Source organism: Mesorhizobium sp. M0563 (assembly GCF_040321065.1).
GTDB lineage: Bacteria > Pseudomonadota > Alphaproteobacteria > Rhizobiales > Rhizobiaceae > Mesorhizobium.
This window is the reverse complement of the sequence record NZ_JAMYQV010000004.1, coordinates 142,295-158,339: the sequence shown is the minus strand read 5'-3', so window position 1 is coordinate 158,339 and position 16,045 is coordinate 142,295. Positions and strand designations below refer to the sequence as shown.

General features: G+C 60.4%; 12 protein-coding genes. 4 read left to right on the top strand and 8 right to left on the bottom strand.

What is annotated here, in order from left to right:
• Window positions 1-189: 189 nt before the first annotated feature.
• The 3 genes from NKI50_RS08025 to NKI50_RS08015 all read right to left on the bottom strand — a co-directional run bounded on the left by NKI50_RS08025 (window position 190) and on the right by NKI50_RS08015 (window position 4,479).
• Window positions 190-1,359, bottom strand: a complete 1,170-nt coding sequence (locus NKI50_RS08025; RefSeq protein WP_352484043.1) for a GNAT family N-acetyltransferase — start codon at window positions 1,357-1,359, stop codon at window positions 190-192.
• The gene (locus NKI50_RS08020) at window positions 1,356-2,351 is read right to left on the bottom strand and encodes a sterol desaturase family protein (RefSeq protein ID WP_023720687.1); all 996 of its coding nucleotides are present in this window, start codon (window positions 2,349-2,351) and stop codon (window positions 1,356-1,358) included. Before NKI50_RS08020 ends, NKI50_RS08025 begins: the two co-directional genes overlap by 4 nt.
• 199 nt (window positions 2,352-2,550) lie before the next feature.
• Complete coding sequence (locus NKI50_RS08015; RefSeq protein WP_031194489.1) at window positions 2,551-4,479, bottom strand: heparinase II/III family protein; 1,929 nt, start codon at window positions 4,477-4,479, stop codon at window positions 2,551-2,553.
• Window positions 4,480-4,595: 116 nt separating this feature from the next.
• Here NKI50_RS08015 and NKI50_RS08010 point away from each other — a divergent pair, with 116 nt between their 5' ends.
• Together NKI50_RS08010 and asnB are read left to right on the top strand one after the other, a co-directional pair.
• Window positions 4,596-5,837: a glycoside hydrolase family 5 protein gene (locus NKI50_RS08010; RefSeq protein WP_352639419.1), complete on the top strand. Its 1,242-nt coding sequence runs from the start codon at window positions 4,596-4,598 to the stop codon at window positions 5,835-5,837.
• Window positions 5,838-6,009: 172 nt separating this feature from the next.
• On the top strand, window positions 6,010-7,935 hold the full coding sequence (gene asnB / locus NKI50_RS08005) for an asparagine synthase (glutamine-hydrolyzing) (protein WP_352716136.1): 1,926 nt from the start codon (window positions 6,010-6,012) through the stop codon (window positions 7,933-7,935).
• Here the strand turns inward: asnB and NKI50_RS08000 are convergent.
• Complete coding sequence (locus tag NKI50_RS08000; protein WP_023720691.1) at window positions 7,909-9,027, bottom strand: glycosyltransferase family 4 protein; 1,119 nt, start codon at window positions 9,025-9,027, stop codon at window positions 7,909-7,911. The genes asnB and NKI50_RS08000 overlap by 27 nt on opposite strands.
• A 169-nt stretch (window positions 9,028-9,196) precedes the next feature.
• Here NKI50_RS08000 and NKI50_RS07995 point away from each other — a divergent pair, with 169 nt between their 5' ends.
• Together NKI50_RS07995 and NKI50_RS07990 are read left to right on the top strand one after the other, a co-directional pair.
• Complete coding sequence (locus NKI50_RS07995) at window positions 9,197-10,636, top strand: lipopolysaccharide biosynthesis protein (protein ID WP_023720692.1); 1,440 nt, start codon at window positions 9,197-9,199, stop codon at window positions 10,634-10,636.
• Window positions 10,637-10,759: 123 nt separating this feature from the next.
• Window positions 10,760-11,962, top strand: coding sequence for a helix-turn-helix transcriptional regulator (locus NKI50_RS07990; protein ID WP_031194491.1), 1,203 nt, complete (start codon window positions 10,760-10,762; stop codon window positions 11,960-11,962).
• A 48-nt stretch (window positions 11,963-12,010) separates the two neighbouring features.
• On the opposite strand, the gene NKI50_RS07985 is transcribed toward NKI50_RS07990, so the two are convergent.
• From NKI50_RS07985 to wecB, 4 genes are all read right to left on the bottom strand, one after another.
• A complete protein-coding gene (locus NKI50_RS07985) occupies window positions 12,011-12,445 on the bottom strand; it encodes a peptidase inhibitor family I36 protein (protein ID WP_156948150.1) in 435 nt (144 codons plus the stop codon).
• A 246-nt stretch (window positions 12,446-12,691) separates the two neighbouring features.
• Complete coding sequence (locus NKI50_RS07980) at window positions 12,692-13,495, bottom strand: WecB/TagA/CpsF family glycosyltransferase (protein WP_023720694.1); 804 nt, start codon at window positions 13,493-13,495, stop codon at window positions 12,692-12,694.
• Window positions 13,492-14,823 (bottom strand): UDP-N-acetyl-D-mannosamine dehydrogenase, encoded by a 1,332-nt coding sequence (gene wecC / locus NKI50_RS07975; protein WP_352716131.1) that lies wholly within the window; start codon window positions 14,821-14,823, stop codon window positions 13,492-13,494. The genes NKI50_RS07980 and wecC overlap by 4 nt, the downstream gene beginning before the upstream one ends.
• Window positions 14,816-15,970 carry a non-hydrolyzing UDP-N-acetylglucosamine 2-epimerase gene (wecB, locus tag NKI50_RS07970; protein ID WP_352639415.1) on the bottom strand — a complete coding sequence of 385 codons (1,155 nt, stop codon included), beginning with the start codon at window positions 15,968-15,970 and terminating at the stop codon, window positions 14,816-14,818. Before wecB ends, wecC begins: the two co-directional genes overlap by 8 nt.
• Between the last annotated feature and the right edge of the window lie 75 nt (window positions 15,971-16,045).

The window sequence follows — 16,045 nt, the reverse complement described above, 5'->3', positions numbered from 1 at the left end:
AGGAAAAGTGTGAACGGTTTTCGTCCGGAATTGCGTCAAAACAAAAGATGGAGCTGTTCCGCGTTTCCGTGAAACGATGAACCGTTCTAAAGCATGTCGCGCAAAAGTGTGCAGCGATTTTGCGATAACGACATGTATAAAACAAGAATCTAAAGCGCGTCGCATGAGGCCGATCGAATGCGACGCGCTTTAGTCCAAGGCTGCTTCGGCTTGAGCGGGCGTATCGCGTCCCTCTGGTGGTGCCGATGACCGCTCGCGCATATGCCTGACGGTCTGGAGGACACGATCGGCAAGAGATGCAAGCGCGCCCTGTGCCGTGCGCGTCCCGATGACGGATTCCAGCGTAACCGCCTGCGTTGAGAATTTGTGTTTGAACGACTCTGCGCCACAGAGGAAATCGACCGTGCTCAAGCCGTGATCGATCGACCACTGCACGTAATCCATCAACAGGATCACACCCGGCGACGCCCGGCCGAAATCCGGATCGAACGTCGTCACGAAGGCCATCATCACGTCGTGCTGGACGAAGTTGATCGACACCGCGACCATCACGCCATTGCATTCGAGGACGAAGATATGCAGCACGCCGGCGCGCGCCAACGCATCGACGAGCGCGGCGAGTACCGGCACGCCCTCTTCGAAGAGGTCTGATTCACGCATGCGCTCGGTCAGCCATTTCCGCTTCAAGGCCGCGAGGCGCTCCAGTACCGGTTGCAGCGGCTCGTCGGGCGCAAGCAGGCGAAATCTCACCTCTCCGGTTTCTTCCAGCGCCTTGATGCCGCGCCGATAGTTCTGGCGCGTCTTTTTCGACTGGTCCGCCAACCATGCCGCTCCGCTTTCCCATTGTCCGGCAACGCGATAGCTGACTTCCGTTCGGTGAAAGTGACGAAGCCTGATGCCGCCGGAAGCTCCCGGCGTGAAAATTTTGCGGGCCGCCGCATCCGGCGAGAGACGACTGATCAAGGCAAGATCGAAGCCGCCTGCATCGCAGAGTTGGCTCCATAGCTCCTGCAACGCCGACAACGAGCATTCCGGAGCAACGAGAATATCCCCATAGTCGGTATAGCTGCCGGCCGCCCATTCGAGAAACCGCAGCCCCCTGCGCCTGCCGATCGCCAGCGGAACGACAGCAACGAGTCTCTCGCCCTTCCAGACCAGGCCGATCCGCAACGCGCGCTGGTCACGGCGTTGTACGGTACTCCACCATGCCGAAATCCAGGCATGGCTTTGAAAGATCAGCCCGTCGGTACGATGCCAAAGCTCCATCCAAGCGGCTTCGACCGCAGCCAGGCGATCCGCCGAACGGACGATTTCCAGGCGCTCCGCGCCTAGGACGTCGATGGAAACAGCGGTGTTCATGAAGGAGAACTGTCCTGTGGCTGCGCGACCACATTGGGCCGTCTGTGAAACAGTCGCATGACATGCCTTGCCATCTTCTTGAGCGGCAGGATGTAGAGCCCAAAGAGCGACTGGTAATCGCGCACATCGCGATCGACCAGGCCAAATTTCAGGTCTTCATCCGGCTCCGGGACAAATTGCGTTCCGAACAGACGATCCCAGAACGAAAAAAGCAGGCCGAAATTCTTATCGTAGTGACGCGGGTCGATGCTGTGATGCACCTGGTGCCAGTGCGGACACAGGATGATGTTGTTCAACGAGCCGAACGATATCTTGAGATGCGTATGGCGAACAAAGTCCATCATCAGGATGTTGCGGATGACGTAGACGTTGATGCCGAAGATAGCGATCTCTACCGGATCGAGTGCAATGAGGCTCCAGATGCCGAAGCAGATGCCCGGGATGACGCCATCCCACATACGGTTCATCAGATCGTCCAGCGGATGAACCCGGTCCTTGGTGATCCCCACCATCACCTCGGCCGAATGATGCACCTTGTGCAATTCCCACAGGAACGGAAAGCGGTGCTGGGCGACGTGGTAGAGGTAGTAGGAAATATCATAGGCGACCAGCATGGTTGCGGTGAAGATGACGATCGTCATCGGTCCCGCCGGGCCGCCGAGAAGCGGCGCGTGGATGTTAAGGAGCCAGCCGATTGCCTCGCGTGTGCCGTAGCCCACCGCGACGACGAAGGTGACGCCGGCAGGAATGAGCAGGAAAGGCATCATCGCCCGTTTCGTGATCCAGAACAGGGCGTCGGCTCGCGCCGACGGGTGCAGGATGACTTCCGCCGGGAAGGCGAAGTCGAAAAAGTCCCTGAGGGACTTATGTTCGGCAGTTCGCCAGTAGGCGATCACCGCGCTGCCCAGTGCGGTGAGGAGAAGCAGGCCGAGCGTGGTCAGATTGACGTTCGAAAGCTTTTCCACAATCGCTCTGGCAAATTCGGAAAACATCGTTGCAGCGGCTCCTGGGGCGAATTGCAAAGCACGAAATCCCCGCCACACCTGCTACGCCGCCTGCAACCAGTGGCTGTTGCGGGCGCAGCGGGCAAAGCAGGCTGGATGATGCGAGACTAGCAGATCAACGGTAACGAAACCGCTAAATGTCCAAACGTAATTAATGTCGAATACGGCTGGAACTCGCCCGGCAACTCTACGTTGGCGCCGGTTTTTGCCGTTGCGGCGGGTGAATTGGGGCAAGATGGATATGGATTCCAGCTTCGCCCACTTCACCGTGCCAGGCGAGGCGTTCGGCTTGCTGCCTGGTGCCAAAACGCAGTGAAACCCAACCGCCTTGCCCCGGCATGTCACCGCCGGCGCGGATATCGAGCGCGGCATCAGGAAAGCGGATGGCCAATAGCGCCTCGTCGCCGCGCAACACCGTGACCGTGTTTTCATGCCGGTCGGTATGGAGGCCGGCGGCCAGTTGGAAGACGATCTCGGACTGATGCTTGCCGCTGAGCAGTTGGTCGGTGATGAGGATGCCATCGGCCTGGCGCGCCAAAGTGCGCTGATGCATGACGCCGAAGCGGCTTCTATACCCGTCGTGCCGGCCACACAGCCTCCAGTGCGTTCCAGGCTCGCTGTCCACCAGCGTCGCAACTGCCTTGTGCGACCAGTTGAAATTCCCAGCGATGGTGCTTTGGTTTTTACCCTCGATGTTCAGCGTGTTGTGCGCCGGCGTGGAGCGGAACCAGTCGCGCCATGCGCCTCCCGAACCGTAGAGCCAGGTGCCCGGATCGACCAGCACCGGCTCACCGTCGATGCACAGGGTGAGCGACAGCGCGTCGGCATGGCCGTGCGCCGCTATCGAGAGATAGCCGAGCGGCCCATGGTCGAACGTCAGTTCGACATCGCGGCCATTCATTGCTCCGCGCCAGACGGAGAGCCCACCTCGCGCGAATGTCTGCAAGCCATGCACCGCCGGTGCCGGGCCCGACGGCGCACCAAAGAAAAGCGAACGAAAGTCGTCGGGCCCCGGCGCGTTGCCCGGCGTCCCCAGTAAGCTTTGGATGGCGGCCGCGACGGATCGGATATAGTTCGGCTCGTCCCCCAGCTTCAGCACGCGGCCCTCATCGTCGTCGCCGAAGCGGGCGGCTTTCAGTGGCAGCCAGCCGACGAAATTGGCGAAGGCACCCAGACGCGCTTCGACAGCGTGGGGAAACGGCGTTCCCGCCTGGCGTGCCGCGGCGGCGCACAGCAAGATGAGTTCGGCGCTGAAGGCTGCGTAGGTCGGCGTTTGCTCGGCACCGGCGCCGTCGGCGAGTATCTGCTTGTGCGTCTCATTCAGGAGGGCGCCGTGGGCGATTTCGGATTCGGCCCCGAGCGCCAGGCCGACCAGATATTCGCCAGCCAATTCTGCGACGAGATGGTTGTTGGCGGAGGAATATCGCGATGGAAACCGCGGCAGCCAATAGGCGCTTGCCGCGAGTATCTCACCGGCTTTCCGCAGGGTCGTCGGGTCAAGCCGGTCGCCAACGAGGTCCAGGGTGACGATCAGGCTGATGGCTCGCAGCGCTACCTCGATGCCGGACGCCCAGCCAATGCCTCGGAACGGCGGATTGGCGGAATGCCAACTGCCGATTGCCACCTCAATGGCCCTCCGGGACCGATTGTCCTCGCTGAGGAGCAGGTGTGCAGCTAGTGGCGGCAATTGCTGCAGCCGGTTGATTTCCCAGACATATTTTATATCGCCAAGGTCGCCGCCATGGCGAAAATCGATGTCGAAAGTATGAGCCTCGGAGCCAGGCCAAAGCCTGCCGGTCACCGGATCAAGACGCCAAAGCTCAGCAGGAAACAAAACATCGGGCTCGCGCTTTGGCCATGTCCGCCCGAGTGCCGAAAACCGGCCCTGAAGCGTCTCTTGCGCGGCCGCCGCTATGGCTTGCCGTTGAGCGTCGGTCGCTGCCAGCACAGCGTGGCGAAATCCCGGCAGCACCGGGTGCAACTGCGGCGATGGATAGCGCTCCCACCCATCATCGCGGCGGCGCGACGCGATCCTTCGACGTTGCTCGCTCAGCCGGTGCAACACCTCGGCCGGTCCCATGCTGCGCAATCGGTTGATGTACCAGCCGATTCTCATGCACGCCCCGTCAACGTTTCGGTCCTTGTATACCATGCCGTCGAAAAGCTGCGCGCCGGCAATCTTTTTTCCCGTTCGTTGCGGTTAATATCTCCGGCGACCATGCGGAGAGAGCGATGAGAAAAGCGGTGTGTGTTGTTGCCTGGGTGCTCGCCTTGGTTATGGCGGCCGAGGCAGCGCCCATCCCTCTCAAGCGCGGCGTTGGCGTGCATGAGTGGCTCAACTGGTCGCCGGTGGAGAAAGACGGAACCTACGTTTGGCCGCCCTATCGCAGCGAAAAGGAGTGGCTTGCGGGAAGCAGGCCGTTCACCGATTGGCCGGCCGGGGAGGTGTTTGCCCACATCCGATCGATGGGCTTCGACTTCGTCCGGCTGAGCGTCGATCCCGGCCCTCTGCTTGCCAGCGAGGGCGCCAGGCGGCAGCAGGCGCTGGACATACTTGCCGCCGCCGTCGAGCGGATCACGTCGACCGGCCTCATGGTGGTTTTCGACCTGCATGGCGTCACTCAGGTTCCGGACTACAGCATGGAGATGATCTACGGCGGCGCCGACAGCGAGGGCGTCGCCGGCTACCGCCAGATGGTTGTGGCGGTCGCCGCCATGCTGGTCAAGATAGGCACCGACAAAGTCGCCCTCGAACCTTACAACGAGCCAGCATATTACCCTTGCGATCCAAGCGGCAGCGATGACTGGCAGCGGATCATGGCGGGGACCGTCCACGACATTCGAGCGGTCAGCAGCGAACTCACCATCGTTGCGACCGGCGCCTGCGGCGGCAGCATTGCCGGACTGGTCAACCTCAGCCCCGGCTTTGATGACCCAAACCTCTATTACAGCTTCCATATGTATGAGCCGCACAGCTTCACCCACCAGCGGCCCGACGACACAAACAGCTTTGTTTCGGGACTTCCCTGGCCTGCCGACAGCAGTACACCCGAAGTGGTGACCGAAACCCTTAGGGCGCGGATGGAAGCTGCCGGCTTGAGCAGGGTCGAGCAGATGATGAACATGGCCACCGCGCGCGAAGCAGTAGCGAAATATTTCGAGCAGAACTGGGGGCAGAGCCAACTCGAGACGAGCTTTCGTCAGGCCGTCGACTGGGCTGAAGGCCATGGCATTCCAAGCCGGCGGCTCTTCATGGGCGAATTCGGCGCTATCCTCATGTCAGCGGACGGCCGCATGGGCGCCTTCGAGGCCGACCGTTCGCGCTATCTCAAGGCGGTGCGCCGAGAGGCCGAACGCTTCGCGATCCCATGGTCTGTCTGGGAGTTCTCCAATCGCTATGGGATGAGCCTCATCCGGCCCGATGGCCCCCCGGTGCCCGACCCGGAGATGCTGCAGGCACTGGGCCTGCCCTAATTGCCGTCAGTTCTCGTCGCGGATGAGCAGCCGTCAACTTCGATCCTCTCAACGCCAGGTTGGATCGAGAACGGCCTGTGGCAGTTTTCCCTCGCGGCTCGATCTGTTAGCCACGAAGTGTTTAATACATTTGTTGTACTGGAGTGAGGAATACGCGCGCCTAGGGGGAACAATGTGTGGAATTGCCGGGTGGATCGGCCGAAGGGCCGAGAATCCACAAGAGCGGGCCGCCAGAATGTCAAATGCATTGCGGCATCGCGGTCCCGATGCCGAAGGCATCGAGTTCTTGGACTTGAATACTGGCGAGGAACAATTGGCATTGGTCCATCGCCGCCTGGCGATTATTGACTTAGCGCCAGAGTCAAATCAGCCGATGCATATCGAGGACGGCCATCTCAGAATAACTTTCAACGGCGAAATATACAACTATATCGAGCTGCGCCAGGAACTGATCGGCCTCGGTCATCATTTTCGAACGCGCTCCGATACCGAGGTGCTGCTCAGAGCTTATGATCAGTGGCACTTGTCCATGTTCGAACGGTTGAGCGGCATGTTCGCTTTTGCGCTCTGGGATGCTCAGAGGCACGAATTGATCCTCGCCCGTGATCCGTTCGGCAAAAAGCCCCTTTACCTCATGCAGAGCGAAAAACTGCTGTCCTTTGCCTCAGAGATCAACGCGTTGTTGTCATCGCAGCCAAATGCGCAGCAACTCGATTTGGACGCTGTGCACGAGTACCTGCGCTGGCGTTACGTGCCTGGACCGCGCACGCTTTTTAAACAAATCCGCAAGCTCAACCCCGGAAGCTATGCCGTTTGGTCGCAAGGGACTGTGACGGAAACGCGCTATTATACGCCTCCAGATCAAACGGACCTGACCGAGGACATCGACCAGGAAACCGCCAAGCGACGATTTCTGGAACTGCTCGACCATTCCGTCGAGATCAGAATGCGCAGCGATGCACCTTTCGGCGCCTTTCTCTCCGGAGGCCTCGACTCGTCAGCAATCGTCGCCCTGATGACCAAGCACAGCGACAAGCCCATCCGCACATTTTCGGTCGGTTTCAGCGAACCGGCCTATAGTGAACTTCCATTCGCCCGACGCGTCGCCGATCATTTCAAGACCGATCATTGCGAACTGGTCATAGAAGCGGACGACCTGATTGACCACCTGCCGAAGTTGATTCGCCATCTGGGGGCGCCCGTTTCACAAAGTTCGGACATTCCGATTTACCTGATGTCGGAGCGAGCCTCACAGGACGTCAAGATGGTGCTCACAGGTGAAGGGGCAGACGAGGTTCTCGGCGGGTATCCCAAACATCGCGCAGAGTCACTGGCTGGAATCTACCGGTCGCTCGTTCCAGCCTTGCTCCACAACAACCTCCTCGCCCCTTTGATACGTGCCATGCCTGGCGCATCGGCCAAGTTCGATACATTTGCCCGAAGCGCGGGTGAAAGGGACTTTGCCACCCGGATGATCTCCTGGTTTGGAGCCATGACAGAGCAGGAACACAGTCGCCTCATCGGTGCGCCGGCCAATTGCCGCAATGGACGCAACAACTTACCGTTTTCCTCAAGCGCGACAGCATCCCATCTTCGCCGCGCGCTATTTTTCGATCAGACATCGTGGTTGCCCGACAATCTCCTGGAACGAGGCGACCGGATGATGATGGCCGGTTCAATCGAAGGAAGAATGCCGTTCCTCGATCGCGATCTGGTTGCGTTCGTCAGCAAATTGCCCGATCGCTACAAGGTGGGTTGGCGGAAGGGTAAGCTGATCTTGCGCAGCAGCATGGCCAACATACTTCCGGAGGAAATTCTCAACCGCCGCAAGATCGGATTCAAGGTGCCCGTCGCCGAATGGTTTCGGGGGTCGATGAGGAACTACGTGCACGACCACCTTTGCTCGCCTAACTCCGTCATTCGCAGCTATTTGAGCCCGAAACAGCTTGATCAAATCGTCTCGGAACACACCACAGGTGCCGCAGACCACGAAAAGCTGATATGGGCGCTGTTGAATTTGGAGATATTCCACCGCGAATTCGGGCTTGAGGCGCCGCCGCGATCATCAGCCTCAGCGCTTGACCGGTTGACGGCTTGACGCCGCCGACCGCCAGACATCGCAGATTGCGCCGACAAACGGGGCGAGTTCAAGCCGTTCCCGATGCACGGCCATGGCACCGGCACCAAGCCTCGCCCTCAGTGCTGGGCTCTCCACGAGGCGGCCCAGCGCATCGGTCAACGCAGTAACATCGCCTGGCGGCACCAGCAGCCCGGATTGCCCGTCGGTAATTATGTCTTCGACCGCGCCAACCGGGGTTGCCACCACCGCCAAACCGGCTGCCATGCCTTCGATCACCGACATAGGCAGGTTTTCGGCGAAGGAGGGAAGAACCAGAATATCCGCGAAAGAGATCAGCGACGCGACATCGTCGGGTCCCACCCAACCCGGAAAGGCGATCCGGTCTGCGATCCCTAGCCCGGCCGATTTTGCCCGTGCCGCATCGATTTCGCCATCGCCGGCAATCGTGGCGCGCCAGTTCTTGACGGGGTTCATGCGGTGCAGCGCGTCCAACAATTGCGGTACGCCCTTGCGGTCGCCGATACGACCCAGGAACAGGATATGCACGTGGCCGCCGCCACCGACGTGCGCCAGCGACGGGACTTCGGTCGCATTGGGCACGATCACGATATTGCCGGCAGCGCCTGGCGCCCGGCTGGCGACGAAATCGCGCCAAAGCCTGCCCAAAACGATCACCCGATCGGCATGCTCGAACAGAGCTTTGATACGGCGGCTTATGAACCCGTGATCGTCTTTCCAGAATGTCTGATACTGCGCCCCGTGCAAATGCAGGACATAGGGTATCGACAGCAGCCGTGCGCAGGCGGCGATCACCATCTTGCGATAGGTGCTGCCGGAGACTGAGATGTTGATATGAACGACATCGGCGCGTCCAGCCAGACGCGCTTTAAGCATCCGCAAGCAAAAGCCGAGCATATAGAAGATCGAAAGTCCGACATGCCCCGAGCCACGACTGGCAAGGAAGCGCACATCGATGTCGGTGACTTCTTGCCGTTCGAACTCCTGCTTCAGCGCCCCCATGATGCGGTCGATGCCGCCCTGGCCCGAAACGCCCGACGGCGTCGCGACCAAGACATGTATTTTTCGATCGGATATGAGGCGCTGCAACATGATGGTACTCTAAATAACACAGACCGGGTAACTGCAAAGCAAACGTTCCCGATAAGGTTTACGGCAAATCTTTTAGTTCAAACTGAATCTGTTCACCCTTCGCCGTCATCGCGCTGGATTTTCCGCCAATCGGCGGCTAGTCGAAGGTGAATTTTCCAGGGACACGCCTTTGCTGCTCCGTTCCACGCTCATTTATGCTCCGGCGATCCTGCTGACGCGAATCTCGGCGTTGCTCCTGCTGGTCGTCGTGACGCGTTTGATCGACCAGACCGAGTATGGCCTGCTCACTCTGGTGGTGACCGTCGGCGAAATGACCGACATTGCCGTCACCAACTGGCTGCGCATCGCGTTGCTCAGGCTTGGCGGCAAGGGCGAAGTCAGCCGCGGCAGCCTGATGCTGGCCGGGCAGGTGTTGCTTGCCACCACGGCACTGGCGCTGGTCATATCGGTAGGCGCGTCGGCGGTGGTCGTGCCGGAACGCTGGGTCGAGTTCGCGATCGCGGTCTGCGGCTATCTCGTCGCCGGATCCATCAGCCGCTTCGCGTTGACGGTGCTGCAGATGCAGCAGCGCCACTCGGTCTATTCGATGCTCGAAGCCCTGCGTGCCCTGCTGCAACTCGCGCTGCCGATCGGCGCCATCCTTATCTTCCAGGATAGCTTTCTGACGGTATCGCTCGGCTCGAGCCTCGGCGCCTTGATTGCCGGCATCGTGGCGGGCATCATGGCATCCCGACGCGTCGTTACCGGTCCGCCGCGCTTCACCCACAGAGACTTCTTTGCGCTCGGTGTGCCGCTGATCATCATGGCGCTGGTTGGCTTCGGGCTCAACAGCGCGGAGCGTCTGTTCCTCAAGTTCTATTACGATGCCAGCGCTGTGGCGATCTTCGCCGCAGCCTATGCGCTGGCCCGCCAACCGATCGACATGGTCGCTAACGCCATCAACATGGGCGCCTTTCCCGAGGTGGTCAGCCGGTTCGACGAGGACGGGCCCGCCGCATCGGGTCGGTTGCTATCGCAGTTGATGGCCTTGATGATGCGGCTTTGCCTGCCGATTGCAGCTATGCTGGTCGCGCTCAGCAGCGATATCACTGAGCTCATGCTGCCCTCGCAATATCACGGCCGCTTCGGCCTGCTGTTTCCGATCATCGCCTTCAGCGTGCTGTGTGCCAACCTCACCAGCTTCGTCTATGGCGTCGTGGTGCACGCGCACAAACGGCCGTGGCTGCTGATCATCGCCAATCTCTTCGGCTCGGCGGCAACAATCGCATTGTCTCTGCTATTGATCCCTTCGATGGCGGAGATCGGCGCCGCTTTGGCGCTGGCGGGCGGCTCGGTGGTGGGCTCCATAACCTGCATCATCATCAGCGAACGGCTCACGCCGGTGCCGGTGCCGTGGCGCGACATTGGCGTTTCGGCAATCATCTCGCTCAGCACAGGGGTGGCCGCCAAGCTTGCCAGCATGGTGGCCGGCGATGTGCCGGCAATCTTCTCGCTTATCGCCGGCGGCACCGCCGGAGCTGCGGTTTTCTTCGGGCTGACCTCGCTATTCCACCCTGTGGCAGCGACGCAATTCCTCGCCCAGCTGCGGGCGCGGCTACGGATCGCGTAGGCGCATAAGCGATCTGTAAGCGGCTCTTTCCTAAATCTGCAAACAACATCCCGCGGCTTGCGGAAATGGAAATTTTTGGTCTTCCAAGGCTTGCCCGGCCGTTCATCGCGGAGTGGACGAAACGTGCGCAGTTCCATCGTTTCGGCAGAGAACGAGCCTGGAATTCTGGTTCAGGACTGCCAGATATTGCCGGATTACTTTCCGGCGCTGATTGGCGCCATTTACGACTGCGCGCTCGATCCCTCACGCTGGGAGCAGACGTTGGCGGAAATCACAGCGGCACTGTCAAGCGAATCCGCAATCCTCTCCCTTAACGATCTCCGCCATAACCGGCTCTTGATCGACAAGAGCGTAGGCTGGGATAGGTTTGGGCTCGAGGAAAGACAAAAGCATATTCCCGAAATCCATGCGCGGCTAGAGGAATGGTTCGCTAAGGGATGCTCGGTGAACGAGCCTTACGTGGCCTCGCGGCAGCTCTCGCCCGACTACCTGCGGAGGTCGCCATACGTCCAACGCTGCCTGAAGCCGCTCGGCATTGTCGACGTCATGCATCAATTCCTGATGCGTACCCCATCGCATTTCTCGGAACTCGTTATTGGACGCCACAAACAGCACGGCGCGATCACTGATCGGGAAATTGAGATTGGGGCACTTCTCCTCCCGCACCTGCGTCGTGCGATCACCATCAGCAATGTGCTGGACGCCCGCACTGTCGAAAGCGCGCGCATGGCCGAAGTGCTCGATACGCTCCGCTGTGGTGTAGTGCTGACCGACGACAAAGCCACCATTCTGCACGCGAATCGCGCGGCGGAGCACATGTTTGGCACCGGAGCGGCGGTGCAAGGCACACGAGGTGTCCTCAGCGCGAAATCGTCGGCGGCAGCGCATGAGCTGCGCAAGGCGATCCGCGTTGCAGCCAACAACGAAGTCATGCTCGGCAAGGCCGGCCTTGCCGTCCGCTTAACCGAACCCGAAGCGCGGCCAATCTTCGCCCATGTTCTGCCGATGAATGGCAGCCAGCAGCGTGCAAGGCTGCAGCCTCAGGCGGCGGCGGCTATATTCATTGGGGCGCCGATCCGGGCAGCCTTTGACGTGCCGCCTGGCGAAACAAAAGAGAACATGCGCCGCCAGTTTGGATTGACCAAAGCCGAGGCCGATGTGGCCGCGGAAGTTCTTAAGGGAGGCGGGCGTGATGCAGTGGCTGCCCAGCTTGGTGTCTCAGTGACGACTGTTCGGACGCATCTCACCCACATTTTTGAGAAAACCGGCGTGCGCCGCCAGGCGGAGCTGGTCAGCATCCTGCTGAGCGGCGAAGGGCACGGCTGAGGAAGACCCCGGCCGTTATCCCCGAAGTAAGTCTGACTGATGTTTCACTCAGTCGCACTGGCACTTCCATGACGAGATCTGATCGTTCCACAGGTCGCCGACATAACGGTAGCTGCCGCGAAACACTTTGCTGTCTCCTTGATAGTCCCGATGCTGATAGGCGCGAATGCCGCAACCGTTCCTCATTCTGAAAGACGAGATCTTATCGTTCCAGCCGCCACCTACATACCTCCAACCCCTCCCGGCGTTTTGAGTAATGGTTGCGCCACCGAAATCCCGGTGTTCATAACCAATGCAGTCGTGCCTTCTTGGCCCGCCTGGCTCTGGCGCCCCCGCAGCTTGCGCATCAAGAACGTTTGAGGTGGTGAGTCCGAGGCCTGTGAGAACAAGGACAACATGCAGTTTTGAAACCATGACCGATATCCTTTCTGTTTTCGCCATTGGTTGGCGAACATCCGTCTCATGGATCGGTTCTTTGCGCATCGGACGTTCGTTCTACGCTTGTCGGTCATGAGATGAATGATGCAACCGCAGCCGACAGGCCAGGAACGCTCCTGAGAACGCCCAACTCGGCGTGCTCGGTTACCTTGGAAATGCATATCGCGTTCGAGACGGGCGTCGTCCCATCGTGAAGCATCAGTTGACCAGCGGCAAGCACTGGATCAGCGCCCCAGGCTCGTGAGCGCGAAACTCAATCTCAGGCAAAAGTTTGGTCGAGGCAGCCGGATCTCATAAACCGGCGTTTCGGCGCCAGCGACGCTCCCAGAACTCCCGGCACAGCAGCCCGGCATAGGCAGTGTTGGTGTCGTAGTAGCGGCGCCACAAGCGTCGCGGCTCCTGGACCACGCGGAACAGCCACTCCAGGCCGGCTGCTTGTATCAGCCTCGGCGCACGGGCAACCTTGCCGCCATAGACATCGAAACTGCCGCCCACGCCCATCACGAAGCTTGCGGCGAGTTCGTCGCGGTAGCGCTTGAGAAATCGCTCCTTACGCGGTGTCGGCATGGCCACCAGCAGGCAGTCGGCGCCCGACGCGTTGATCGCCGCGACGATCCCGGCCTCATCCTCCGGCTTGAAATAGCCGTTGCGCATCCCCGCTATGACCAGGCTCGGATGGTCCTTGGCAAGTCTCGCTACAACTGCGTCGAGAACGTGCTGTTCGGCCCCCAGCAGATAGGGCCTGAACCCACGCTTCGCGCAGAGGCTCAGCAGATTGATCATGATGTCGACGCCCGCCACCCGCTCGGGCAGCGCGACGCCACACAGACGTGCGCCCCAAAGCACGCCGATCCCGTCGACATTGACCACGTCCGCCCCTGCAACATCCTCGCGCAGTTCGGCATTCTGGCGCATGGTCACCAGCTTGGCGACATTCACGACCACATGATGCAGCGGCCGCCGCACGGTCATCGCCTCGTCGGCGATGGCCAGCGTCTCGGCCATGGTCAGCGCATGGATCGGTGCGCCAAGGAACTCCCGGCGCCGTGATGCCAACAGGGAATGCTGCGCCCAAGCCGGGTCGTGCGCGTTCATGCAGCCTGCTCCCTTGCGAGCGTCACTTGTGCGACTTCTGGTTTCTTGCCTTCGATACGGGCGTCGGGCTTGCGTGCCTTGCGCCAGGTCCATAGGCCCCTTGTATCGACGAGCTTCTTGTCCTTGAGCGCTTCGGGGTCTACCAGATTGAACTGCCGATGGTCGACCAGGAGGACGACGATATCGGACTTGTCGATGGCCGAAAGTGCGTCGGTGAACACGATGCCCCTGCCCTCGAGTTCATGCGGCAGCGCATTTGTGTTGGGTTCAGCCGCAATGATCTTCACATTGGGGTTATCGGACAGAAGCTTCACCACCTCGACGGCCGGGCTCTCGCGCAAATCGTCGATATTGGCTTTGAAGCTGAGGCCAAGACAGGCGATCGTTTGCTTGCGGGAGGGGTCGAGCAAGGCCTCGATATCCCTGACCACCGACATGGGCCGCTCGGAATTGATCCGGCGTGCGGAAGCCATCAGCCGCGTGCTGTTGGGTGCGGCGTCGATGATAAAATATGGATCGACCGCAATGCAGTGACCGCCAACGCCCGGGCTCGGCTGGAGGATGTTCACGCGAGGGTGCCGATTGGCGAGATCGATCACTTCCCAGACATTGAGCGACAGGTCCTGACACACTGCGGCAAGCTCATTGGCGAAGGCGATGTTGACGTCGCGGAACGCGTTCTCGGTAAGTTTCACCAGCTCAGCGCTTTCGGCCGTCGTCATGAACAGGTCGCCGGTGACGAAGGTTGAATAGAGTGCCGCGGTCCGTTCCGACGATTTGCGGGACAATCCGCCGATCGAGCGATCGTTATTGATCAGCTCGGTCAGCACCTTTCCCGGCAGCACGCGCTCGGGCGAATAGGCGACCAGCACATCGGCGTCTTCGCCATGCAGGACAGGAAATTTGAGGTCAGGCCGCAACTCGGCAAGCAGCCCGTTCATGATGCGTGTCGTGCCGACCGGCGATGTCGATTCCAACACAACAAGGTCTCCCCGCTTCAGCACCGGGGCGATGCTTCGTGCCGCCGCCAGCACGTAGGTCACGTCCGGCCTATGGTCGTGGGTCATCGGGGTCGGCACGGCGATGATATACGCATCCGCCGGCTGCGGCGTGCTGTAGGCCTTGAGCTTGCCGTTCGCCACGACCTTCTGGATCAGGCCGTCAAGGTCCGGCTCGACGATGTGGATTTCGCCGCGATTGACTTTCTCGACGACCGCTCCGTTCACATCGACGCCAATGACGTCGAGCCCTCGGCCGGCGAAAATGGCGCAGGTCGGCAGGCCGATATAGCCCATGCCGATTACGGAAACGGTTTTGATTTCAGCCATGATGCAGCAGTTCCTCAACAATCCGGTTACTGGCCCGGCCATCGCCATATGGGTTGTGTCGTTCCGCCATGCCGCGATAGGCAGCCTGATCGTCGAGCAGGCGATTGGCGTTGAACAGGATTTTCTCGACATCGGTGCCGACGAGGCGGGCGGTGCCGGCCACGATCCCCTCGGGTCGCTCGGTATTCTCGCGCATCACCAGCACCGGCTTGCCGAGCGAAGGCGCTTCTTCCTGCACGCCGCCGCTATCGGTAAGCACCAGATAGCTCTGCTTCTGCAGATACAGGAACGGCAGATAGTCCTGCGGCTCGACCAGATGGATGTTCGGCACGCCTTCCAGCTCTGCGTTGACCACCGAGCGCACACTGGGGTTTGGATGGACAGGGTAGACGATCTGCACGTCTCCGCGCGCCGCCAATCCTTTCAACGCCGTACAGATGCGCTGGATGCCGCCGTCGAAATTCTCGCGGCGATGGCCGGTGACGAGGATCATTTTCTTCGTAGGGTCGAGGAAGGGGAAACGGGCGGCGAGCTTCGCGTTCATCAACCTGTCGGCATCGATCGCGCTTGAAAAATGCAACAGCGTGTCGATCACGGTGTTACCGGTCACGAAGATAGTGCTTTCGGCTTTTCCTTCGGCGATGAGGTTGTCGCGCGCCTGAACGGTCGGCGCAAAATGCCAGGTGGCGATGTCGCCGGCAATCTTGCGATTCAGTTCTTCAGGAAACGGCGAGTTGATGTTGTGGCTGCGCAATCCTGCTTCGACATGAGCGACCGGGATGCGCTTGTAGAAGGCAGCCAGAGCCGCGGCCATCGCCGTGGTGGTGTCGCCCTGTACCATGACGATATCGGGCTTCGCCTTGTCCAGCACCTCGGCCATGCCCAAGAGCACGCGCGAGGTCACGTCGAACAGCGACTGGCCGGGTTGCATGATGTTGAGATCGTGATGCACCGGCAGGCCGGTCAGTTCGACAACCTGGTCGACCATCTCGCGATGCTGGGCGGTGATGCATATTTCGGTGATGAAGCCTGGATGAGCAAGGGCGGCGCGCGCCACCGGAAAGCATTTGAGCGCCTCCGGCCTCGTGCCGAACACGATCAGCAGTTTCCGCCTGGACGGCAGTTTTGGACGTGAAAGGACGTTCATTGCTGATCCTGGCCGCCTGCAGCACTCGAAACATGCCGACTATTGTCCGCAACAGCCATAATAGCGCCGGAAAAC